Origin of the sequence: Micromonospora sp. NPDC048868, from assembly GCF_043198195.1 — a bacterium.
Lineage (GTDB): Bacteria > Actinomycetota > Actinomycetes > Mycobacteriales > Micromonosporaceae > Micromonospora > Micromonospora reichwaldensis.
In genome coordinates, this window is record NZ_JBICUN010000020.1 from 47,977 (window position 1) to 71,355 (window position 23,379).

General features: G+C 72.7%; 16 protein-coding genes and 2 pseudogenes. 8 read left to right on the forward strand and 10 right to left on the reverse strand.

Features of this window, described 5'->3' with window-relative positions:
* Positions 1–24 precede the first annotated feature (24 nt).
* From asnB to ACGFNF_RS25310, 7 genes and pseudogenes are all read right to left on the reverse strand, one after another.
* Positions 25–1,830: an asparagine synthase (glutamine-hydrolyzing) gene (gene asnB / locus ACGFNF_RS25280; protein ID WP_357580433.1), complete on the reverse strand. Its 1,806-nt coding sequence runs from the start codon at positions 1,828–1,830 to the stop codon at positions 25–27.
* 11 nt (positions 1,831–1,841) lie between these two features.
* On the reverse strand, positions 1,842–2,801 hold the full coding sequence (locus ACGFNF_RS25285) for a hypothetical protein (RefSeq protein WP_357580434.1): 960 nt from the start codon (positions 2,799–2,801) through the stop codon (positions 1,842–1,844).
* Positions 2,798–4,057, reverse strand: a complete 1,260-nt coding sequence (locus tag ACGFNF_RS25290; RefSeq protein WP_357580435.1) for an ATP-grasp domain-containing protein — start codon at positions 4,055–4,057, stop codon at positions 2,798–2,800. Before ACGFNF_RS25290 ends, ACGFNF_RS25285 begins: the two co-directional genes overlap by 4 nt.
* A 27-nt stretch (positions 4,058–4,084) precedes the next feature.
* Positions 4,085–7,795, reverse strand: coding sequence for an amino acid adenylation domain-containing protein (locus tag ACGFNF_RS25295; protein ID WP_357580436.1), 3,711 nt, complete (start codon positions 7,793–7,795; stop codon positions 4,085–4,087).
* 334 nt (positions 7,796–8,129) lie between these two features.
* Positions 8,130–9,356: an MFS transporter gene (locus ACGFNF_RS25300; protein WP_357580437.1), complete on the reverse strand. Its 1,227-nt coding sequence runs from the start codon at positions 9,354–9,356 to the stop codon at positions 8,130–8,132.
* A 322-nt stretch (positions 9,357–9,678) separates the two neighbouring features.
* A pseudogene (locus tag ACGFNF_RS25305) lies at positions 9,679–9,834 on the reverse strand (IS256 family transposase); the annotation flags it as partial.
* A pseudogene (locus ACGFNF_RS25310) lies at positions 9,833–10,075 on the reverse strand (transposase); the annotation flags it as partial. The pseudogenes ACGFNF_RS25310 and ACGFNF_RS25305, both read right to left, overlap by 2 nt.
* Before the next feature lie 292 nt (positions 10,076–10,367).
* Between ACGFNF_RS25310 and ACGFNF_RS25315 the strand changes: the two are divergent.
* From ACGFNF_RS25315 to ACGFNF_RS25340, 6 genes are all read left to right on the forward strand, one after another.
* On the forward strand, positions 10,368–11,399 hold the full coding sequence (locus tag ACGFNF_RS25315; RefSeq protein WP_393171161.1) for an ISAs1 family transposase: 1,032 nt from the start codon (positions 10,368–10,370) through the stop codon (positions 11,397–11,399).
* Positions 11,400–11,744: 345 nt separating this feature from the next.
* The gene (locus tag ACGFNF_RS25320; RefSeq protein WP_357580439.1) at positions 11,745–12,314 is read left to right on the forward strand and encodes a DUF5987 family protein; all 570 of its coding nucleotides are present in this window, start codon (positions 11,745–11,747) and stop codon (positions 12,312–12,314) included.
* Positions 12,311–13,945, forward strand: a complete 1,635-nt coding sequence (locus ACGFNF_RS25325) for a GMC family oxidoreductase (RefSeq protein ID WP_357580440.1) — start codon at positions 12,311–12,313, stop codon at positions 13,943–13,945. Before ACGFNF_RS25320 ends, ACGFNF_RS25325 begins: the two co-directional genes overlap by 4 nt.
* A 266-nt stretch (positions 13,946–14,211) precedes the next feature.
* Positions 14,212–15,300, forward strand: coding sequence for a hypothetical protein (locus ACGFNF_RS25330; RefSeq protein ID WP_357580443.1), 1,089 nt, complete (start codon positions 14,212–14,214; stop codon positions 15,298–15,300).
* Complete coding sequence (locus ACGFNF_RS25335; protein WP_357580441.1) at positions 15,284–17,032, forward strand: MFS transporter; 1,749 nt, start codon at positions 15,284–15,286, stop codon at positions 17,030–17,032. Before ACGFNF_RS25330 ends, ACGFNF_RS25335 begins: the two co-directional genes overlap by 17 nt.
* 162 nt (positions 17,033–17,194) lie before the next feature.
* Positions 17,195–17,989 carry a TIGR03084 family metal-binding protein gene (locus ACGFNF_RS25340; protein ID WP_357580442.1) on the forward strand — a complete coding sequence of 265 codons (795 nt, stop codon included), beginning with the start codon at positions 17,195–17,197 and terminating at the stop codon, positions 17,987–17,989.
* A 424-nt stretch (positions 17,990–18,413) separates the two neighbouring features.
* Here the strand turns inward: ACGFNF_RS25340 and ACGFNF_RS25345 are convergent, their stop codons facing one another.
* The 3 genes from ACGFNF_RS25345 to ACGFNF_RS25355 all read right to left on the reverse strand — a co-directional run bounded on the left by ACGFNF_RS25345 (position 18,414) and on the right by ACGFNF_RS25355 (position 21,880).
* Positions 18,414–18,869 (reverse strand): SgcJ/EcaC family oxidoreductase, encoded by a 456-nt coding sequence (locus ACGFNF_RS25345; protein WP_357581003.1) that lies wholly within the window; start codon positions 18,867–18,869, stop codon positions 18,414–18,416.
* Positions 18,870–18,999: 130 nt separating this feature from the next.
* Entirely contained in the window at positions 19,000–20,592 is a 1,593-nt protein-coding gene (locus ACGFNF_RS25350; RefSeq protein ID WP_357581004.1) for a GMC family oxidoreductase N-terminal domain-containing protein, read from the reverse strand.
* Positions 20,593–20,698: 106 nt separating this feature from the next.
* A complete protein-coding gene (locus ACGFNF_RS25355; RefSeq protein WP_132238214.1) occupies positions 20,699–21,880 on the reverse strand; it encodes an acyl-CoA dehydrogenase family protein in 1,182 nt (393 codons plus the stop codon).
* Between the two features lie 444 nt (positions 21,881–22,324).
* Between ACGFNF_RS25355 and ACGFNF_RS25360 the strand changes: the two genes are divergently transcribed.
* Complete coding sequence (locus tag ACGFNF_RS25360) at positions 22,325–22,792, forward strand: SgcJ/EcaC family oxidoreductase (protein WP_132238216.1); 468 nt, start codon at positions 22,325–22,327, stop codon at positions 22,790–22,792.
* A 37-nt stretch (positions 22,793–22,829) separates the two neighbouring features.
* Complete coding sequence (locus ACGFNF_RS25365; protein WP_327028756.1) at positions 22,830–23,315, forward strand: SgcJ/EcaC family oxidoreductase; 486 nt, start codon at positions 22,830–22,832, stop codon at positions 23,313–23,315.
* The last annotated feature ends 64 nt before the right edge of the window (positions 23,316–23,379 follow it).

The window sequence follows — 23,379 nt, forward strand, 5'->3', positions numbered from 1 at the left end:
CGCCGCCTGGTCGGTGGTGGGGCGTCACAGGGTGAGATTGCGGCTGGACAGCCACAGTTCGAGCATCAGCAGCGACCACAGGCAGTCGGCGCTGTGTGCCCCCGGGTTCTCGGTCTGCATCCGCAGCAGGTCGGCGACGGCCTCCCGACGCAGCAGGCCGCCGCAGCGTGGGTCCGGGCCGAGCAGCACGTCGCCGATGAGGTCGTAGAGGGCCTCGCCGGGCCGGATCATCGCGGCGATGGGCAGGGTGAACGGCTGCTTGGGGCGGTTGATCACGCTGGCCGGCACCCAGCGCCGGGCGGCCTGCGCCACCGGGGCCTTCACCTGGTCGCCGACCACCTTCAGCGAGGTGGGCAGGGCGTGGGCGAAGCGCATCACCGCCGGCTGTAGGAACGGGATCCGGGCCTCCACCGAGTGGGCCATGCTCAGGTGGTCGACGCGGCGCAGGATGTAGTAGGGGAAGCGCTCGAACTGGTCGTAGCGCAGCAGCGTCTCCAGCTTGTCGTGGGGGCCGTGCGCGACCCGGGCAGCCAGGTCGTCGCCGCTGCGGTCGGCGAAGAAGCCGCCGCCGCGCGCCACCTCGTCGCGGAACGCCGGACTATACAGCCCGGTCAGGGTGGGCGTCCCGATCGAGGTCATCGTCTCCTGGTAGGCCCGGTGCCAGGTGAGCGAGCCGTCCCGGGCCGCTTTGACGTAGCGGGCATACCCGCCGAACAGCTCGTCGGCGCCGTCGCCGGTCAGCGCGACCTTGAAGCCTGCGTCGTGGACCGCCTCGAACAGCGCGTACGTGCTGAGGCTGTGCGCGGCGTTGTTGGGCTGGTCGAGGTGGCGGATGAACCGGTCGATGATGCCCGGGAAGTCCGCCGGGTCGAGCAGGACCTGGTGGTGGCGGGTACCGCAGTGGCGGGCCACCTCCTCGGCGAAGTGCCGCTCGTCGGCTGGCCAGTCGCCGTGGTAGGCGATGTTGAACGAGGCCAGGTCGGGCTGCAGGCCGGCGGCCAGCGCGGTGAGGTAGCTGGAGTCCAGGCCGCCGCTGGTGATCACGCAGACCGGCACGTCCGCGTCGAGCATTCGGGTGAGCTCGTCGCGCAGCATCGCGTCGAGCAGCTCAGCGGCGGTGTCCAGGTCGGGGACGCCGCCGGGCCAGGCCGGCTCGGGCGCGGGCGCGGGCGGCGTGCGCGCCTGCGTGAGCCGCCCGGACAGGTCGAAGCGCACCATGCCGCCGGGTACCAGGGTCCGCACGTCGGCGTAGACGGTGCCGGGGCCCCACACGGCGCGGCCACCCAGGTAGCGGTCGACGGCCAGCGGGTCGAGCCGGCGCGGGAAGTCCGGCATGCGCGAGAGCGCCTGCAGCTCCGAGGCGAAGCAGAGCCGGCGCCGGTCGGCGGACAGGTACCAGTACAGCGACTTCATGCCGGCGTGGTCGACGTACAGCCTCAGGCACGGCTCGGCGCGTCGGTCGACCACGGCAATGGCGAACATGCCCTCGAGCCGCTCGACGAAGGCGTCACCATAGCGTTCGTAGAGCGGCAGCAGGACGTTGCCGTCGCAGTCGCCGTCGAAGGTGTACCCGGCGGCGGTCAGCTCGGCGCGCAGCGCCCGGTGGTTGTAGATCTCGCCGTTGAACACGCAGGTCAGGCCGGGGCGGTGGAACGGCTGGTGCCCGTCGGCGATGCCCTGGACGGCCAGCCGGTCGGTGCCGAGCGCCCCGAGGTCGTCGACGTGGCGCGTCTGCTCGTCCGGGCCGCCGTGCAGCAGGCCGAGCGCCACCCGGTCGAGCACGTCGCGGTCGACGGGTTCCCCGCCGAAGTAGCCGTAGATACGGCACATGTCTGGGTCCCTTAGCGTGTGGTGGCGAGCAGGTCGGCGGTGGGCCCGGCCCGGTGGGCGGGGCCGCCGGCCGGCGACTGGCGGGCCTGCGGATGGTGGCGGGCGACGAACTCGGTCACAATCTCGACCTGGCGCAGGATGTCGTCGAGCTGCGTCGGCGTCGGGCTGACCCCGTGCCCCTCCAGCGCGCTGTTGCCGGTCTTGAGGTAGACCGGCGCGGCGACCTGGACGAACTGTGGCGCCTCGTAGGTGCGCACGAACCCGCCGGACATCTTCGGGTTGTCCACGTGGCAGTCCAGCGGGATGGACACCGCCCGACGGATCGCCGCGATCATCGCGACGGTCAGGTCACGCACCGGGTTGAAGCTGTCGGCGCCGAGCATCTCCAGCAGCTGCGCGGAGGCGGGGTTGCCGTGTCCACAGTGGGCCGAGACCTTCAGGTGGATGTCGGCCGGCAGGTCACCGGCGGCGCGCAGCCGGTTGAGCACCCACAGCAGGCCCTCGTCGTACACGACGAAGCCGCGCACGCCCAGTTCCACGCCGCGTTTGACGTCCTCGACGGCGCGGACCACCTGCTCCTGGCCGCGCAGCCGGTAACCGATGCGTACGCCCTCCGGGGTCTGCACACCGCCGCCGATGTCGTAGCTGGCGCGGGGCCCCACCGACATGAGGATCTCGGCGCCGTACTCGTGCCCGAGCGCCACGTACTCGCGCAGTTCGGCGGAGGTGTGCCGGTACATGCCGCGGGTCTCGGTGATCCGGTTGATGGTGAAGCCGCGGCATCGGGCGCCGGCCAGCAGCACCTCGGCCGCGTGGGCGGAGTTGACGGTCGGCACCTCGATACGGAAGTGGCAGCCGTCGGAGAAGGTGCGTCGGGACTCGGATGCGGCGGTGTCGTCGCCGTCGGGCAGGCCGAGCCTGCTCAGCTGGGCACGGGTGTCGGTGAAGAAGGTCGTCATCGCGTAGGTCACCTCGTCAGTTCCATGCCGAGTTGGTCGGCGACCCGACCGACGATCTCCTCCGCGATACGGACGGATTCGTCGTGGTCGGCGTGCACGACCTGCACCTCGCCGAAATTTCCGAGGTTGCCTCGACAGGCGGGCAGTACCGGGATGTCGGGGTAGCGGACGGTGAAGGAGCGCAGCACGTCGCCGTACCCGCTCGCCCAGCTCAGGTCCGGCGGTTGTGCCGGGCGGGGCCGCGGGTCGGCGGCGCCGAACCAGCGCACGGTCGCGTAGTGGGTGAAGCTGATCTCGGCGGGGTCGACCGGCTCGTCGAGGTGGATGCGCACCAGCAGCTCGAAGATGTCGCCACCGCCGGCCATCCGGAACAGGTTGGGCAGGCAGGAGCCCATGAGGCGGGGGTTGAGCTCGATCAGCCGGGCCTGGCCGTCCGGGCCGAGCATGACCTCCACGTGGAAGACGCCCAGCCGCAGGTCGACGGCGTCGACGACGCGTTCGGCGAACGCCATCACCGTCTCGTACTCGGCCGGCGTGATCACCGCCGGGATGGTGACGCCGACCTCCAGCGGCTCATGGCGCGCCCAGGTCTTGCGTTCGCTGATCGCCAGGCGCAGGAACCGTCCGTGCGACAGGCCGATCTCGGCGGAGACGAACCGGCCGGTGAGGTACTGCTCGACCAGGATGCCGGCCGCGTACGTCCGGTCGTCGTCGCCGAGCTGCCCGAAGACCTCGCGCAGCACGGCCTCGTCGGCCACGACGTGGGCGCCTTCGCTGGCCGAGCCGCGCGCCGGCTTGACCACCACCGGGTAGCCGACCTCGGCGGTGAAGGCCAGCGCCTCGCGCAGGTTGGCGACGACGGCGTGCCGGGTCGGGTCGACGCCGGCCGCGGCGAGCACCTCCCGGCAGCGCGACTTCAGCTTCGCCGTCTCGGCGCCGTGCGCGCTGGTGAACGGCACGCCTAGTTCCTCGGCGATCCGGGCCACCGGCACCACCAAGGCGTCCACCGTGGCCACGAACCCGTCGATCGGGCGGCGGCGGTGAACGGCGAGTACGCAGGCGCGCAGGGTGTCGACGTCGGTGGCGTCGTCGAGGACGTGCACCGTGTCGATGAACCGGCCGTAGGGCGTGGACTCGAGGTCGATGTTCTGGGTCCGCTCCATCTCCAGCGAGCGGATGAGGGTCACCTCGTGCCCGAGCCGGTGCGCCGCCTCGAACGCGGGCGCGTTACCGGTCTTCCAGGTCACGAAGACAACGTGCTTGGACATGGGCTTCTTTCCGTTCGTTGCGCGGGGTCAGCCGGCGCGCCGGGTCAGGCGCTGGCCCAGCCGGACGAACCCCGGCACCCGGGTGCCGGGGGTGGGGATGAAGGAGATCGATCCGGCCAGGATGTTCTTCGGGGACATGGAGGTGAAGCCGCCGGCCCCGGAGGAGACCAGGTCACCCTCGTCGGTCTGGCACCACCGCCCGTCGCGGCTCCGTTCGTGGTACTCGTAGCGCAGGTGCTCCGGGCCGCGGAAGACGTGCAGCTGGTAGCCGTCGGAGACGTAGCGGCCGACGCAGTCGTCGAGGTCGAGGTCGAACGGGCGGCCGGTGCGGATCAGCTGCTGCCCGGCGAAGGTCTGCAGCAGATCCTCGTACAGGCCGAAGACCGGGTACGCGTTGGCCAGCAGCAGCAGGAAGGTCCGGCGCTCGGGGAAGATCTGGATGAAGTTGTGCTGGCCGCTGCCGTTGGAGTTGAAGCCGAACGCGGTCGGCCCGAACATCAGCCAGCCCAGCCCCCACGCGTGCATGAAGTGGTGGCCGGGGATGTCGACCTGCGGGGTACGCATCTGCTCGGCCAGCTGCGCCGAGAGCAGCCGGGTACCGTCCGGGGCGACGCCGTCCTGCAGCGCGAACACGGCGATGGTGGCGAGCTCTCCGATGGTGAAGCAGACCTGGAACGACGAGGTCGAGTCGTCGGCAATGGTCTGCCGGGGCGGGGTGTGGCGCAGGAACCGCTGCTGCGCCGGGCTCCACAGGTAACCGGTGGCCACGGTGTCGCCGTAGTGGTCGCCGGGCTCGTTGTCGGGCGGGATCTCCCGGATACCGAGCGGGGTGAGCAGCAGCTCGTTCACGGCCCAGCGCCACGGCTTGCCGAGCAGTTCCTCGATGAGCAGGGCCACGATCGCGGTGCCGCACGCCGAGTAGGCGTAGACCAGTCCGGGCTCGAAGAGCTGGCCGTAGTGCCGGAAGTTGCCGACGTAGCTGACCAGATCCGGGGCATCCACGTCGTTCCAGACCTCGAAGGAGTCGTCGACGCCGCTGGTGTGGGACAGCAGCTGACGGAGCGTCACCTCGACGGTGCCATCCACGCCGTTGCGCCGGAACGCCAACGGCAGCCGTTCGGCCAGCGACTCGTCGAGCCCGACCAGTCCCCGGTCGACCAGCATCAGCGCGACGTAGGCGACGAGTACCTTGGTGATGCAGGTCATCCGCTGCCGGGACTCGGCGGTACGCGGCCGGCCGGCCTCGACGTCGTCGAAACCGTGGTAGGCGAACTCCAGCCGACCGTCCACGTACGCGGCGATCGCCGCCCCCGGCACGCCGTGCCCGGTCGCGGAGCGGTGCAGGGTCTCGGCCAGGGCGGCCAGGCGCTGGTCCACGTCGTCGGCGCCGGCCGTGGCGGGCGCCTGGGCGCGGCTGCGCCGAATCATTGTGATCTGCTCGGCGAGCGTGCGGTTCTCGTAGATGTCGGAGACCCGCACCACCGTGCCGGAGCGCTCGGCCAGGCGTGCGGCCAACAGGTTGGCCAGGAGCGAGTGCCCGCCGACGGAGAAGAAGTCCAGGTCCGGACGTACCTCGGCCAGGCCGAGCAGGTCGGTCCAGACCCCGGCGACGGTTTGGCCGTGCTCGTCGAACTGCGCGGTTGCGGCGTCGGCCGGGCCGGGCTCCCCCGACGTCCCGTCGTCGGTGCCCGGGGCCGCGCCGGCGACGGCGCTCCAGTCGATCTCCCGAGCGGCGAGGGCCCGGCGGTCGACCTTGCCGTTGGGCAACAGCGGAAGCTGCGCGTCGAGGACGATGCGGGCCGGCTGCATGTAGTAGGGCAGCGTGGCCCGCAGGTGCGCGGCGACCTGCTCCACGCTCACGCCGTCGGCCTCGTCGACGCCGAGCCAGCAGACCAGGCGGGCGTCGCCGTGGTGACGCACGGCCAGCGCGGCGACGTCGCGCAGACCGACCACCTCACGCAGGGCCGCCTCGATCTCGCCGAGCTCGATGCGGTAGCCGCGTACCTTCACCTGGTTGTCGCGGCGGCCGAGGAAGTCGAGTTCCCCGTCGGCCGTCCAACGGGCCAGGTCGCCGGTGCGGTAGAGCCGGGTACCGGCGGGCAGGCCCAGCCCGGTCGGCGCCTCGACGAACACGGCCGCCGTACGCTGCGGGTCGTTGATGTATCCGCCGGCCACTCCGGCGCCGCCCAGGTACAGTTCACCGGGTACGCCCAGGGGTACCAGCCGTCCGGCTGCGTCGAGCAGGTACGCGACGGTGTTGTCGACCGGTACCCCGATCGTCGGGGGGTCCTCGGTGGGGCCGGTGAAGCACTTCCAGGTCGAGTACGTGGTGTCCTCGCTCGGCCCGTACAGGTTGTACAGCCGCCGTACGCGCGTGTCGGCGAAGGCGGCGTTGACCAGCTCCCGGGCGAGCGGCTCGCCGGCGACGTTGAGCACGACCGTGCTGCGTGGTACGGCGTGGCGCTGCAGCAGTACGTTCAGCGCGCTCGGCACGGTGTTGATCAACGACGGGCGCAGCGCGTTCGGCTCGGTCAGGGCGAGGACGTTGTCGACCACCACGACGCAGCCGCCGAGGGTGAGCGGGCACCACATCTCGAACACGGACAGGTCGAAGTTGAGTGAGGTGCCGAAGAGCACCCGGGACACGTCGTCGGCCGAGTAGGTGCGCCACGCCCAGGCGAGCAGGGCGGCGACGTTGCGGTGGCTGACCACCACGCCCTTGGGCAGCCCGGTCGAGCCGGACGTGTAGATCAGGTGGGTCGGGTCGGTCGAGGCGATGACGAGGTCGAGGTTGTCGGCAGGCTGCTCGGCGGCCTGCTTGACCAAATCTTCGGCGGCCAGCGGCAGGGCGGCGAGGGCGGTGAGCCAGCCGGGCGTCTCGGGGGCGTCGAACACGACCGCGGCCATGTCGGCGGTGGCCGCGATCGCGGCCAGCCGCTCCGCCGGGTACGCCGGGTCCAGCGGGACGTAGGCGCAGCCCAGCTTGTGTACGGCCAGCAGCAGGCTGACGGTGTGCGCGGAGCGGCCGACGCACACGCCGACCCGCCCGCCCGGGGCGACTCCGGCAGCGCGCAGCGCCCGGGCCAGTCGGTTGGCGGCTGCGTTGAGGTCCCGGTAGCTCAGGACTGCGCCCTGCCACTCGACGGCAGGTGCCTCCGGGGTGCGCTGCACCTGCGCCTCGACCAGCCCGTGCACGGTCGCGTCGTGCGGGAACGGCCGCGCGGTGTCGTTGAGCTCGTGCAGCAGGTGGTGGGCCTCCGGCAAGGAGACCATGGCCAGCTCGTGGATCGGCACGGTGGGCCGCCGGCAGGCGTCGGCGAGCAGTGTGCGGTAGTTGGCCGCCATCCGGTCGGCGAACTCCCGGGTGAACAGGCCGGTGTCGTGGTGCAGGGTGAACCGCGTTTCGGCGCCGCTGCCCACCACCTGCAGGCGCAGGGCGTCCCCGGCCGGATCCGGTGCCTCACCCGCCCCCGGGCCGGCAACTCTCGTGTAGACGAACGTGACGCGCAACCCCTCGGTGGCCGGCGGGGGCGGGCCGGCGGGGGCGGCGAACTGCGACACCAGGGAGGCGAACGAGGTGTCGGCGGCGAGCGTCGAGCGGACCCGTCGGCGGTCGGGCGTACCGTCCGGGGCGGACCCGGCGACCCGGCCGAGCTGGATGTCGTCCTGCCCGCTGTACCCGTGGACCAGCAGCGCGAAGGCGGCGAACAGTACGTCTGCCCCGGTGCCGGGGGGCACCTGCGCGATCGCGGTGGCGGAGTCAACGGTCCACGACGGTCCTTCGCAGACTCTGCCGGCGGCATCCGTTCGGGTTACGGGAAGCTGCAGCGCCTCCGTCGGCCCGGCCCCGGGCTGCGGTGTGGTGGTGGCTCGCGGTTGTTCGCCTGTCATGGTCTCCCCTGTTCGCGGCGTGTCACTGCGCATGCAGGTGCCGAGGGCACACGTGTGCGGACTTCTGTCTCGTCGATCGTGGTGGCCGGCACCGGCCGGGGGCAGGTGCGGGTGGAGGGCTCAGGCTCCGCGCCGGGGAGCCGACCTCACGGTGCGGGCGATCCGTGAACCGTCCGGGTCCTCAACTGGTCACTGATGCGAGCTGCGGCGCCGGCCGGTGCCGGTTCGCCCACGCCACCACGAACGGCACGGCCGAGCCGATCGCCGCGAAGCCGACCGCGATGGCCAGCCACCCGGCCGTCCCGTGCTGGATCGCCAGCCAGGCCAGCACCGCCGGGGCGATCATCTTCCCGAGGTCGGTGCCCATCGCATAGGTGCCCTGGTACTGCCCCTGGGCGTGCTCGGGGGCGAGGCCGAAGGAGATCCCCCAACTGCCGGCAGCCTGCCGGATCTCCCCCATGACGTGTGCCAACGCGCCGACCACCAGCAGCAGGGAGGCGAACAGCGCCGAGACGTGTGCGCTGGAGGCGAAGACGACGCAGGCGACGGCGAGGAACAGCGCACCGAAGCGCACCGCTCGCGCCGCAGCGACCGGTTCGTCGGTGCCGCGCGCCGCCCGTACCTGGAACAGCACCACACCGACGGTGTTGATCAACAGGATCGCGGCGACCATCCAGCGCGGCGCCTGCGTGTGGCGCACCACCCACAGCGGCAGGACCACGTCGAGCAGCAGGTAGTGCATGCTCAGCAGGCCGTCCAGCACCACGAAGCTGAGGTACGGGCGGTCACGCAGCACCTCCAGCTTCGGGCCGGGCCTGGGCGGCTGGGGTGCCACCGCCGGCAGCAGGACCGTGAGCAGCCCGGCGACGGTGTAGGCGACGGCGTTGACCAGCACCGCGCTGCGGTACGCCGTCGGGGTGTCGACGGTCAGCAGCACGCCGGCGATGAGCGCGCCGACGGAGACGCTGACGTTGCTGGTGGCCCGCAGGTAAGCCCGTACGCGCACCCGATCGGCCGGCGGGATCAGGCCGGCGATCATCGCCATCCGGGCGCTGCGGCTGGCGCTGTAGGCGACAGCCTGCAGAGACAGGACGGCGATGTAGGCGGCTACGTCGTGGACGAACAGCAGTGCCGCAGTCAGCGGTCCGAGCAGGACGAACGACCAGATCTGCACCACGCGTGGGCCGATGCGGTCGGCGAGGTGCCCGGTGGGGGTGCTCAGCGCCAGCGCGACGAGGGCAGCCACGACCAGGCCGCTGCTGAACTCACCGACCGACAGGCCCACCACGGAGGTGGCGAAGATGGCGCTGATGGCCATCCACAGCCCCTGCCCGAGGGTGTGTACCAGGGTGATGACGGTGAGGGTGCGGCTGGAACCGGCAGGTGGGAGCAGGCGGCTCAGCACCACAGGACCGCAGCTTCACCGCGCCGAAGGTTGGGCGCGACGACGTTACGGCCGTCTGGCGGGCTTGGTTGTCGCTCGGTCACCGTTGTTCTCATAGCCCCCGTGCCTCCTGCATAGCGTCATTGCTAGCGGACATGCCGCGACGTGACGGTCGCTTCGAACGGACCGCCGCGCGGATCCCGACCAATGGAAGTCTCGGCATACGGGAAAGTCCATACAGGACGACAGTGGCTTATCTCACATTGATAGCTTGAACCCAGGTTGGATGCGGGTCATGTCCGCGCGAGTGGTGTAGGAGACGGCCATCGCGGGATCCGGTCTGATGTTAGGCGGCGATCGGGGCGGGTTCTGTCTGGTTGGTGTCGTGTTGATCGGTGTTGATCGTGACCATGCGGGCTTTGTCGAGTAGGTCCAGGCCCATGTAGCGGCGGCCTTCGGTCCATTCGTCGGTTTGCTCGGCCAGGACGGCGCCGACGAGTCGTTTCGGTCGCCGCGTGGACACTGACGGCGATCTGGCAGTTGGCGACCTTGCCGAGGGTGCCGGAATACTGCCGGGCCACGCACGCCGAGGCTTTGCCGTCCTTGGGAAACCCGGTGTCATCGACCACCCACACCTGAGGCGCCACCACGTCGACCGCGGCCGTCGCCAGCCGCCGTCGCACGCCGGCGACGTCCCAGGTGGACGAGGTCAGGAACTGCTGCAACTGCTGGTGATCGACCCCAGGGCCCGGCAAAGTCGTGAGGGGTGTCCGGCTTGAGGTGGTTGGTGTGGACGCGCCCTAGGTGTGGGTAGCGGGGCGGGCATGGCCGTTCCAGAAGATCATCAAGGTTCTCGAGGCCTGTTGATCTATCTGAAGTGAGCCATGCCCGCGCTGCCATCATCGCTGATCTCATCGTTGTCGACCGCACCGCCCGGGTCATCTGCCGTGGCCTCGGCTGCCGGCCTACTCGCGGCGTTGGGTTGCCTGCCCGATCCGCGTGCCCGGCGTGGGGTCCGGCATGCTCTGGATAACCGTGGTCGCGGCGGCGGTGTGCGCGGTCGTCGCCGGTTACCGCTCGTACGCGGCGATCGCTGAGTGGGTCGCTGATCTACCTGCTGATACCGCGGCTGTGCTCGGGATCGACGTGGACCGGCGGCCGTCAGAGGCCATGATCCGCAGGCTGTTGCAGGCCCTGGACGCCGACCGGCTGGCCATGGTGATCGGAGCCTGGCTCGCCACGCAGCTGCCCGCGCCGTCGGCGGGAACACGCCGGGTGATCGCCGTGGACGGCAAGACGCTACGCGGCTCCCGGACCGGCGACACTGTCGCCCGGCACGTCCTCGCCGCCGCCGACCAGGCCACGGGCGTCGTGCTGGCCAGCACCGACGTCGACGGCAAGACCAACGAGATCACCCGCTTCGCACCCCTGCTCGACCAGCTCGGCGACCTCGGCGACCTCGGCGAGGTCATGGTGACCGCCGACGCCCTGCCCTGTCAACGCGACCACGTCGCCTACCTCGCCGAACGTGGCGCCCACTGGATTCTTACCGTGAAGGGCAACCAGCCCAACCTGCGCACCCAGCTGGCCGCCCTGCCCTGGCGGGCAGTCCCCGACGCAGACCGCGGCACCTGCCGCGGCCACGGCCGCCGAGAGATCCGCACCCTGAAAATCCTGTCCGTCTCCACCGGGATCGACTTTCCGAACGCCGCCCAAGCCATCCAGATCCGACGCCGCCGACGCCGACTCGACCAGCCGAAACGCTTCACGACCGAGACCGTCTACGCGATCACCGACCTGCTCGTTCACCAAGCCAAACCGGCGCAACTCGCCGCCTGGATCCGCGGTCACTGGTCGATCGAGAACACAGTCCACTGGGTCCGCGACGTCACCTACGACGAAGACCGATCCCAGATCCGCACCGGCACCGGACCCCAGGTCATGGCCACCCTCCGCAACGCCGCCATCGGCGCACTACGCCTGACCGGCGTCACCAACATCGCCGCCGCCAACCGACACCACGCCCGCGACAGCAACCGACCACTCGCCCTGCTCGGCATCACCTGAGGACTTTGCCGGGGCCCTGGGGGTCCGCCGCCCGGAGCGGCCAGCGCCGTCCGCGTGGAACGTGGCGCGGAAATGGCACGCCCGCCGCCGTCCGCAATTTCCGCGCCAATCGTCCCGGCCGTCGGGACATCGGCCTCAGCAAAACAGAAGATGCGTCCCACCTGCGTCGGTAGCCACGATGATGCAGAACTTCGCGCACCGTCCACGCCGCACGGAAAGCATTCCGGGCGACCACCAATTCATCCCTTGCTTCCGTCGCCCTAGCGGGCGGTGGTCAAGGCTGCCCGAAAAACGTCCCGGCGGGACCGGTAACCGACGCGCCCGCCCCAGAAGGAGGTAGCCGCCGTGCAACCGGAAACACCCGAGGAGCAGCAGGCACGCGTGCTGACGCTGGAAGCGTTCGCCGACACCATCATCCCCGGGGCGAAGCGGTCCGCCGACGACCGGGCGATCGCCGGCGTCTCGACCGACGGCGGCGCCGTCGAGTGCGGGGCGCTGGCCCTGATGGAGGACCCGGCCGGCGGGTTGTCGCTGATGCTGGGGACGCTCAGTGAGGCCCTCAACGCGCACGCGACCGGGTACGCCGAGGCGAACGGCCTGACCCTCGACCCAGCGGTGCCGCCCTTCGTCGCGCTCGCGTTCGACCACCGCACCGCGCTGCTGAGCCACCTGCTCGCCCCGGACAACCCGGAGAAGGAGATGTGGGTGGGGCTCGCCCTGTTCAGCAACATGGCCTACGACAGCGCCGCACACATGAACACGCTCGACGCGCTCGCCGCCGGGCACCCGGGGCTGCTGGCGATCGGCATCACCAAGCCCGACGACGACGGGCTGTGGCGTTTCCCCGAGTACTCGTACGGACGCCCGCTGTCGCGACTGCACCCACACACCACCCCCACAGGGAGCCCGGCATGACCAGTAGCGCAAGCACCGACGTCGTGGTGATCGGCAGCGGCTTCGGCGGCGCGATCCCGGCGTACCACCTGGCCGCGGGCGGGGCGCGGGTGGTGGTCCTGGAGCGCGGACCGTGGCTGTCCAGCGAGGAGTTCGACCACGACTTCAAGCTCGGCTCGTCGTACACCCGGATCTTCGACTTCACCGTCGGCGACGGGATGAGCGTGCTCGGCGGCAACTGCGTCGGCGGCGGCAGCGTCGTCTACTTCGCCACCATGCCGCGCGCGCCGCAGTTCGTCTTCGAGCGGCAGGGCAGCATCGGCCGCCGGATGTGGCCGGCGGCCATCACCCGCGCCACGCTCGACCCCTGGTACGACCGGGTCTGCGAGTCGCTGCCGGTGACGATGCAGAGCTGGGACAAGGTGCCGTACGCCGGCGGCCTCTTCGCGGCGGCCTGCGCGCACGCCGGACGCACCGCCAACCCGGTGCCGTCGGCCGTGGACGTCGACAAGTGCACCAACTGCAACTGGATGATGGCCGGGTGCCGCTTCGACGCGAAGCGCTCCCTGCTGCTCAACTACCTGCCGGCCGCCCTGGCGCACGGCGCCGAGATCCGGCCGTTGCACGAGGTGCAGCACCTCACCCGCACCGAGGACGGCGGGTACCGGGTGCACTACCGCATCGTCGACGCGGAGGACTACCGGATCCTGCACGACAGCGGGACGATCGACGCCAAGATCGTCATCGTGGCGGCCGGGGCCGGGGCCACCCCGGTGATCCTGCAACGCTCGGAGCCCACCCTGGGCACGATGCCCCCCGCCGTCGGCAGGTACTTCTCCGGCAACGGCGAGCGGCTCAACACGGCCGTCTTCGACGACGACCGGGTCCGGGAGGTGCTCGGGCTCAGCCGCCCCAACGGAAAGGGCTACGACGCCAACCAGATCGGCCGCGGGCCGACGGTGGCGACCTGGGACCGGCTCGACCCCGACCTGCCCGAGTACGAGCGGTACTCGCTGGAGCAGCTCTTCTTCCCGCTGGGGCTGGGCACGATCCTCGCCCAGGTGCCCGACGCGCAGGGCCCGAGCTGGTTCGGCCTGGAGAAAAAGGAGATGCTGCGCCGCTGGCAGTCGTGGCTGACGCTCTTCACGATGTCGGAGGACGACAACGAGGGCGTCTTCGGGCCGCCGCCGGCGACCGGGAACGCCGACCGCATCTCCCAGCAGATGCTCGGCCGGGGCCCGTTGCGCTACCGGCCCACCGCCAACACGCTGCGGGGCTGGGCCGCCGCCGACGCGGACGCCCGGGACATCCTGGAGCGCGACGGGCTGGCCCGGGTGATGCCGTGGACCAACGACGTGGTCGGCGCGTACACGGTGCACCCGCTGTCGTCCTGCCGGATCGGCGACGACCCGGCGACGTCGGCCCTCGACGACCGGCACGAGCTGCGGCAGCACCCCGGCATCTTCGTCACCGACGGCTCGGCGGTGCCGGGCGCGCTCACCGTCAACCCGGCCCTCACCATCGCCGCGCTGGCCGAACGCGCCGTGCCCGGCATCGTCCGCGCGGCGCAGCAGCGGGGCATCGACGTCACCTACCACGGCTCGCTGCCCGACGGCACGGTCACCGCGGTGCCCCAGGTCGTGCCCAGCTAGGGCGTGTGTCGAAGTCCTCGGTCGAGCCGAGGCGGAGTCCAGGCGGCGTCCGGCAAGGCGGAGATCGGTCCGGATACCGGTGTCGTGTCCGGACCGATCTCCAACGCCGCCGGGCGCTGCCTGGGCCCGCCGCAGGCCGGCCAGGGACTTCGACACACGCCCTATGACCACGACGGGCCGGGGGCGCGCCCCGCCCCCGGCCCCGGCCCGCCCGACCAGGAAGGAAACCGATGGGCAGGCGACTGGCTCGGGTGACGAGCCGCACCATGCTGACCCACGTCCGGCACGTGACGCCGGTCGCCCCGGAGGCCGCCGACGGGCCCGTCGCGCGGGTCTACCGGCAGATGGCCGACGACTTCGGCGTCCTCGCGCCCCCGGTGCTGCTGCACTCCCCCGCCCCCGACGTGCTGCGGGCCTGCTGGCTGATGCTGCGCGAGACGCTGCTCGCCGAAGGGCTGGTGGGTCGTGAGGCGAAGGAGGTGGTCGCCGCCGCCGTCTCCGAGAGCAACCGGTGCCCGTACTGCGTGGAGGTGCACGGCGCCACGGCCGCCGGGCTGCTGGGCGACCCGGGCGGGTGGCCGGGCACCGGGGTCGGCGGGATCGGCGACCCCCGGCTGCGGGCCCTGGCCGAGTGGGCCCGGCACAGCGGGGACGCCAGCGCGGCGCGCCGCCGTCCCCCGCCGTTCCCCGCCGCGCACGGGCCGGAACTGATCGGCGTGGCGGTGGCCTTCCACTACCTGAACCGGATGGTGAGCGTCTTCCTCCAGGACTCCCCGTTGCCGCCGGCGCCGGCCGGGATCCGCGCCGGGGTCCGGCGGACCGCCGCCCGCATCATGGGGGCGCTGGCGCGCGCCGGACGGCCGCCCGGCCGTTCCCTGGAGCTGCTGCCGCCCGCGCCGCCGGAGGCCGACCTGGCCTGGGCCGTCGGCCAGCCGCACGTGGCCGCCGCCTTCGCCCGGGCCGGCCAGGCGGTCCACCACGCCGGGCAGGCCGCCCTGCCGGAGCACGTCCGGCGGCGGATCCTGGCCTGCCTGGCCGGCCCGCCGCCCCCGGAGCCGGGCGGCGGCCGGTGGTTCGACGCCGCCGTCGCCGAACTGGCGCCGGCCGAGCGACCCGTCGCCCGGCTGGCGCTGCTGACCGCGCTCACGCCGTACCGGGTGACCGACGCCGACGTCGCCGCCTGCCGCGACGGCGGCGCCGACGACGCCGCGCTGGTCACGGTCACGGCCTGGGCGAGCCTCACCACGGCCCGCCGGATCGGCGCGACCCTGTACGGGGACGGCCTGCGGCCCGCCCCGCTCGGCGTGACCGACGCCGACGCCGAGCAGGAGGCGTCGCGTGCGGAGCAACCGTGACCCGGAGCGGGGCGCCGAGGCGGTGACGACGCCGCGACCGGTCAACCCGTGGGCGGCCCTGCTGGTGCTGTGCCTCGGCAACTTCCTCATCCTGCTCGACACGAGCATCGTCAACACCGCCGTGCCGGACATGATGCGGTCCCTGGACACCGGGATCGACAGCATGCTCTGGGTGCTGAACGGCTACCTGCTGGCGCTGGCGTCGCTGCTGATCGTCGCCGGGCGCCTCGGCGACCTGTTCGGCCCGCGTACCGTCTTCATGGCCGGCATGGCGGTGTTCGCGGTGGCCTCGGTGCTCTGCGGGGCGGCCCAGTCCCCGGGGCAGCTCATCGCCGCGCGGGTGGTGCAGGGCGTGGGCGCCGCGGCGCTGCTGCCGCAGGCGCTGGTCCTCATCTCCGGCATCTTCCCGGCCGCGCGGCGGGGCGCCGCCTTCGGGATCTTCACCGCCGTCGCGGGCGTGGCCGCCGTCAGCGGCCCCACCCTCGGCGGTCTCGTGATCACCCGGCTCGGCTGGGAGTGGATCTTCTACCTGAACGTACCGCTCAGCGTGGCGGGCGTCGCCCTCGCCTGGTGGCTCGTCCCCGACCTGCGCACCCGCCGGCCGCGCCACCTCGACGTGGTCGGCGTGCTCCTGGCCACCGCCGCGCTGGTGGGCCTCATGTACGCCCTCATCGAGGGCGAACGGCACGACTGGGGCACGGTACGCGGGCCCGTCAGCATCCCGGCGATCCTGGCCGCCGCGGCGCTGTGCGGGTTGGTCTTCACGCTGCGCCAACAGCGGCAGCGGGAGCCGCTCGTCCCGCCCGGGCTGTTCCGCCTCGGCAACTTCGGCCCGGCGACCCTGATCACGCTCGTCAGCTCCTTCGGGCTGTACGGCTTCCTGCTGGTCTTCGTGATCGAGACGCAGGCGCTGCTCGGCATGAGTCCGCTGGAGTCGGGCCTCGCCGCGCTGCCCTGGACGGTGGTGCTCAGCGCCGTCGCGCCGGTCGCCGGGCGGCTCACCGACCGGCTCGGCGGCCGGCGCCTGCTCGCGGGCGGGCTCACCGTGTACGCGCTCGGCGTGCTGGGCATGGCGCTGCTGGTCACGCCGCACTCCACGGCCGGCACCTTCGTCCTGCCGCTGGTCGCCGTCGGCATCGGCATGGGGGCGTCCATCGCGCCGACCACCACCGAGGCGATGCGCCACGTCCCCGCGCAACTCGCCGGCGCCGCCGCGGGCGTGCTCAACACCGCACGACAGGTCGGCGGCGCGCTCGGCGCGGCCGTCGTCGGCGCCGTCCTGCAACACCGGCTCGCCGACACCCTGCCCGAGGCCGCCCGCGCGGGGGCGGCGCAGCTGCCTCCCGAGGCCCGGACGGACTTCCTGCACGGCTTCGGCGCGGCCGCCGGGGAGGGCGTCAAGCTCGGTGCCGGCCAGGCCGGCGGGTTCGTCGTGCCGCCCGGTACCCCGCCGGAGCTCGCCGACCGGTACCGCGACGTGGCCGCCGGCGCGTTCGCCGACGCGTTCCTGCCCGCCGTCCGGCCGGCCCTGTGGGTGGTGGTGGGCGTCCTGCTGCTCGGCGGGCTGTTCGCGCTCCGGCTGCGCGGGCGCCCGGCCGACGACGAGGCGGATCCGCCGCTCGACGGCGGCCCGGGTCACGGGGCCACGGAGACGGTCGGATCGGAACGTGGCCGCCGGTCGCGCTCCGCACAGTGGGAGAAGACACCCGCCACGCCACCCGCCGATGATTGATGCGCCGGCACCGACCCGATCGGCCGGCTCCCCCGTCAACCGCCGGCCGTACGGCGCCGGCGACGTGCGCCACCGCACCGGTCGAGGTCACCCCCCGCGACGACGCCCGGGGTCCGCATCGTCCGTCCGGGTGGGGCGGCACCGCATCGAGAGGATGAGCGCGTGGCAGAACAGGACGTGTTCGCCGCCCTGGAGGCCGAGGGCGACGACGTCGACCGCATGGTCGCCGAGCTGGACGACGCCGGGTGGCGGACCGCCACCCCCGCCGAGGGCTGGACGGTCGCGCACCAGATCGCCCACCTGACCGCCACCTTCCGGATGGCCGGCCTGGCCGCCGCCGACCCGGACGGCTTCCAGGCCCTCATGTCGCGCATGAGCGGCGACTTCGACGCGAACGTGAACGCGGCGATGGCCCCGTACCTGGCCGAGGCGCCGCCGGCGCTGCTGGCCCGGTGGCGCGAGGAGCGGACCCTCGCCGAAAAGGCCCTCGCCGCCGTCCCGGTGGGACAGCCGGTGCCCTGGCTCGTCCGGCCGCTCCCGGCGCCGGTGCTCGCCGCGGCGGGAATGATGGAGCTGTTCGGGCACGGCCAGGACATCGCCGACGCCCTCGGCGTACGCCGCCGCCGCACCGACCGGCTCCGGCCGCTCGTCGAGTTCGCGGTCCGCACCTGGGACTTCGGCTACCTGGCACGGGGGCTGGAGGTGCCGAGCAGCACGTTCCGCTTCGTCATCACCGCCCCGTCGGGCGCGGTCTGGCACTTCGGGCCGCCGGACGCCGAGCAGATCGTCAACGGCACCGCCGAGGACTTCTGCCTCCTGGTGACCCGGCGCCGGCACCGTGACGACCTGTCGCTGAAGGCCGTCGGCGCCGAGGCCCACCACTGGCTGGACATCGCCCAGGCGTACCGGGGCCCGGCCGGCCCGGGGCGGCGGCCGGGACAGTTCGCCGCCTCCTGACGTCCCGTGCGCCCCGGCCGGGCCGCCGGGGCGCACGGGACACCCCGCGACCACGGCCGAGCGCCGTGGTCGCTTCCGTGTGCCCGGCCCCACCATCGCGTAGCGCCTGCGGCGGACCGGGGTCGGCACCAGGGCCCGACGCGGCACGACGGCGGACCAGGACCGGGGCAAGGGCCGGGGCCGGGGCAGGGCCGGGGCCGGGGGCCGGGGCGCCGCGAGCACACCAACCATCGGACCCGGCGGGCCTCGTCCCGGGAGGCGACCGAGGGCGGCCGGGCCGCGGGACGTACGACGAACCGCCGCCGGCGGGCCGGCGGCGGACGCGGGGTACGACGCGACCCGGGCCCGGGCGCGGGACGCGACGACCGGCCGAAGCCGGTCGTCGCCTCCCGCGCCCGGGCCCGGGTCGACGGGGTGGGCCGGGTCAGCCCTTGACCGGGCTCGACTGGTAGGACAGGACCCGCCAGTCGTCGTCGACGCGGACGGTGACGAAGACGATGCGGCTGCTCCGCTCGGGGGCGACCTCGGTCTCGCCGGCCAGCAGGATGCCGCCCTCGGCGACGACCAGGGCCGAGTCCCGGTGCAGCATGCTGATCTCGACGGGCTCGAAGGTCATCCGGGCCCCCTTGTACGGGCCTGCGAACGCGTCGGTCAGCCAGGCGCGGATCTCGTCCCGGCTCTTCAGCTGGTCGTCGCCCATCAGCATGCTGCCGTTGTCGGTGAACATCTCGGCGATGGCGTCGGCGTCGTTGGCGTCCCAGTTGGCCCGCACGCGCAGCGGCGCGGTGAAGGCGTGGCCCTCCTCCCCGTTGCTGTACGCCCCGTAGTGCTTCGCCCACTGCTTGGACTGCTCGACGAGCGACGCTGCCTTGTTGGTCATGGTGTGCTCCTCTGCCGGGTGTCGGATGTGAGTGGTCGCCGGCGCTCCGGTCGCGTCGGCGCGTACCGCTGGTGGTCGCCGCCTCGGGCCACGGCCGGTCGCGTCGCCGGCCGCGGCCCCGCCCGACGCGCTACCGCGTCGGGCCCGCCGCACCGGCGGCCAGCGCGGGCTCGGTGGCCGCGGCCACCCCCTTGATCAGGTCCGCGGCCTTCTCGCCGATGGCGATGGTCGCGGCGTTCGGGTTGCCGCTGACCAGGCGGGGCATCACGGACGCGTCCGCGACCCGCAGCCCGTCGACGCCGAGGACGCGCAGCTCCGCGTCGACCACGGCGCCCATCGCGCAGGTGCCGGCCGGGTGGTAGATGGAGTGCGCGTACTGGCGGACGTAGTCGCGCAGGTCGGCGTCGGACTCCGACGCCGGCGGCCGGTACGGCCGCTCCACGTACGGCGTGAGGGCCGGCTGCCGGGCGATGTCCAGCCCGATCCGCAGGGCCGCCACCGCGTCGTCCAGGTCGGACTCCTCGGCGAGGTAGTTGTGCACGATCTTCGGCTTGGCGGTGGGGTCGGCCAGGGCGAGCTGCACCGAACCCCGGCTGCGGGGCGCCAACATGGACGGGCCGTAGGACAGCGCGTGGTCGGTGGGCGTCCCGAGGCCGTTGTCGGCGAACATCACCGGCGCGGCCAGGAACTCCACGTCGGGCGCGGCCAGGGCGTCGCTGGTCCGGACGAACCCGCCGGCCTCCGGGCCGTTCGCGGTCATCGGCCCGCGCCCCTCGGACATGAACAGCTCCAGGTTCTCCGGCGTGCCGGCGGCGAGCAGGCTGATCGGGTGCGAGTGGGCATAGATCAGCGGCACCAGGAGGTGGTCCTGGAGGTTCTGCCCGACCTGCGGCTGGTCCAGCACGACCGGCACCCCGAGCGCGCCGAGCAGCGGCGCCGGCCCGATGCCGGAGAGCATGAGCAGCTGCGGGCTGTTGTACGCCCCGCCGCAGAGCACCACCTCCCGCTCGGCCCGGATCTCGATGTCCTCGCCGAGCCGCTGGCCCACCACGCCCACCGCCCGGCCGTTCTCGACAAGCACCCGGTGCACCTGGAGGTTCACCTCGACGGTCAGGTTGGGCCGGTCGGCCACGGGGTGCAGGAAGGCGGTGGCGGTGCTGGCCCGCCGGCCGTCGCGCTGGGTGAGCTGGAACAGCCCGAAGCCGTCCTGCTCGGCGCCGTTGAAGTCGTCGTTGGCGCCGTGACCGGCCTGCCGTCCCGCCTCGACGAACGCGGCGGCCATCGGGTTGCGGGCCCGCCCGTCGGAGACCCGCAGCGGGCCGCCGACGCCGTGGTAGGCCGACTCGCCCCGCTCGTTGTCCTCCGAGCGCCGGAAGTACGGCAGCAGCTCGTCGAAGCTCCAGCCGGGCTGGTTCCACCCGTCGAAGTCCGACCGGTGGCCCCGGACGTAGATCATCGTGTTGATCGAGCTGGTGCCGCCCAGCACCCGGCCGCGGGGCAGGTAGATCCGGCGGCGGTCCAGGTGCGGCTCGTCGTGCGTGTCGTAGTCCCAGTCGAGCTGGGTGCGGAACAGCTGGCCGAACGCCACCGGTACGTGCACGTTCTGCGCCGTGTCCGCCGGGCCGGCCTCGACGAGGCAGACCCGGACGTCGGGATCCTCGCTCAGTCGCGCGGCCAGCACGCAGCCCGCCGATCCCGCCCCGACGATTACATAGTCGTACATCCACCCCTCCTCGTCGCGTGCCCGCCCGCAGGCGTGACATCAGCGCAGCTGGTACGGATCCGGGGCGGCACCCGGCGTCGCCGGGTGCCGCCGCCCGGGCCCGGTGTCAGATGTAGAAGCTGTTCGGCTCCAGGCCGCAGAGCACCCGGCCGTAGAGCTCGAAGTTGGTCTGCGGGGTCATCAGGGCGTGCAGGTTGACCGTGTGCACGTCCCGGGCGATCCGCTGGATCGGCACCGAGCTGTAGACCGAGGAACCGCCGCTGGCCAGGGCCAGCACCTCCACCGCCTCGCGGCCCAGCTGGCAGACCGCGCCCACGTCGGCGCGGGAGCGGACCCGCTCCTCGAGCGTCCACGGCTCGCCCGAGCGGCCCTTGCTGTCGGTCAGGTCCGCGACCCGGTAGCCGTGGAACTCGGCCTGGTCGGCCTTCAGCGTCGCCTCGGCCACCTGGAGGTGGGTCACCGGCGCCTCGGCCTGGCTGCCGTAGTCGGTGTAGGTGATCTTCCGGCCGGGCAGCCGCTCGAAGAACACCTCCCGGGCGGCCCGGGCCAGCCCGATCACGGTGCCGACCGAGGACGCGGCGGCGACGCCGAGCAGGGGCGCCCGGTACATCGGCGACTCGGCGTTGAGCTTCGAGGCGTACTGGCCCTGGAGCACGGCCGGCAGCGGCAGCACCCGCTCCTGCGGCACGAAGACGTCCCGGGCGACGGTGGTGACGCTGCCCGAGCCCCGCATCCCCGCGGTGTGCCAGTCGTCGACGACCTCCAGGTCCGACATGGGCACCAGCATCATGAGGGGCATCGGGGTGCCGTCCGGCGCCGCCCCCATCGCGATGATCTCCTGCCACTGGCTGTGCAGGGCACCGCTGATGAAGCCCCACTGGCCGTTGAGCAGCACACCCCCCGGCCGGGGCTGCGCGTTGCCGGTCGGGCTCAGCGTGCCGCAGACCCGCACGTCGGGCGTGCCGAAGACCTCGTCCTGCACCTCGTCGGGGAACATCCCGACCATCCAGCCCGGAATGCACCACACCGAGGCGGTCCAGGCGACGGAGCCGTCACCCCGGGCCAGCTGGGCCGTCACGTCGGTCAGCGTCCGGGTGTCCGACTCGTACCCCCCGTACCGCTTCGGGATCCGCATCCGGAACAGGCCGGCGTCGGCCATCGCCTCGACCACCTCGTCGTGCATGCGGCGGTTCTCCTCGGACCAGCTCGCGTGCTTCTGCAACAGGGGCACCAGCTCCGTCGCGCGACGCACCAGTTCCGTGCCGGGCACCGTCTGGGTGACGTCCACCCTGACCTCCTCGATAATCGTCGGTTCGGCGGTTACACCACCGCCGCGTGACCGCCGGACGCACGGCACGGGACCGGGCCAGCGGGGGCATCCGCCCCGGTCGCGTCCGGTCCGGCCAGCCGTCACCGGCGGCGGGCGGCGCGGTCGCTCGGGGCGCGCCCCGCCTGGGGTGGCCCTGGCATCGTCTGCTCCCGCCGGAGGTCGACGCATCTCCGCAAGTGCGGTGTCGCGGGATTCGCCGCCCGCCCGCCCCCGCCCCCGCCCCGACCGCCCGGCGCGACGGCGTGCCCCAGGCCGGCGCGACGGCCCACCCCGGCCTGCCCCGGCAGCGCAATCAGAGAGATGCAGTCGGTGACGGCCCCCGGCAACGATTCGGGGTAGCGATCACGACCGGTACCCGGCGTCGGCGCATCCCGCCGCCCGAACCGACGAAGGAGCACCCCCATGACCACGACCACCCAGGCCAACCGACCCGACCTCGACGCCTACTACGGCCCCTTCACCAGTGAGAAGGAGAAGGAGGCCCTCGGCGTTCCGCTGCGGCTGGTCGCCGCCTGGAGCCGCAACGACGCCGCCGGCGTCGCCGACAGCTTCACCGAGGACGGCATCCTCATTCTCCCCGGCGACGTCTACAAGAAGGGCCGCGACGAGATCTACTCGTTCATGGCCGCCGCGTACGCCGGCCCGTTCAAGGGCACCGGCGTCACCGGCAACCCCGTCGACGTGCGGTTCGTCAACGACGAGGTCGCCCTGCTGCGCACCCACGGCGGCATCCTCGCCCCCGGCGAGACCGAGATCGCCCCGGAGCTCGCCGTCCGCTCCACGTGGATCGTCGTCAAGCGCGACGGCGAGTGGAAGCTCGCCGGCTACCAGAACAGCCCGCGCGGCGCCGGCGCGACGCTGCGCTGGTGACCGTCCATCCCCCCGTGACGATCGGCAAGGAGCACCCATGACCACCAAGGCAGCGTCGCGGTGGGGCGACGCGACGGAGATCCTCGAGGCCGCCCGCGTCGCGGAGGACCACTCCTACTACCGGGAATTCGTCAGCGACGACGAGAAGGCCGTCCTGGCCGTACCGCAGCTGATCCAGGCCGCGTGGAAGGCCAACGACCCGGACTTCTTCGCCGACCTCTTCGCGGAGAACGGCAGCCTGCTCATGGGCGACGAGCAGCTGACCAGCCGCGACGAGATCCGCGCCTTCATGACCAAGGGGTTCGCGGGCCCGTACCGGGGCGCCTACGTCAAGGGCTACCCGGTGTCGGTGAACTTCCTGCACCCGGACGTCGCCATGGTGGTCACCGGCGGCGGCATCATCCTCGCCGGCGAGAGCGAGGTCGCCCCCGAGCGGCACATCCGGGCCACCTGGATCATCGTCCGCCAGGACGACGGCCGCCCGCTGCTGCTCTCGCACCAGAGCAGCCCCGTCACCGGCTGACCCCGGGGGCCGGCCCCGACGGGGCCGGCCCCCACCCGCACTCCCAACCAGCGACGTACGAGGA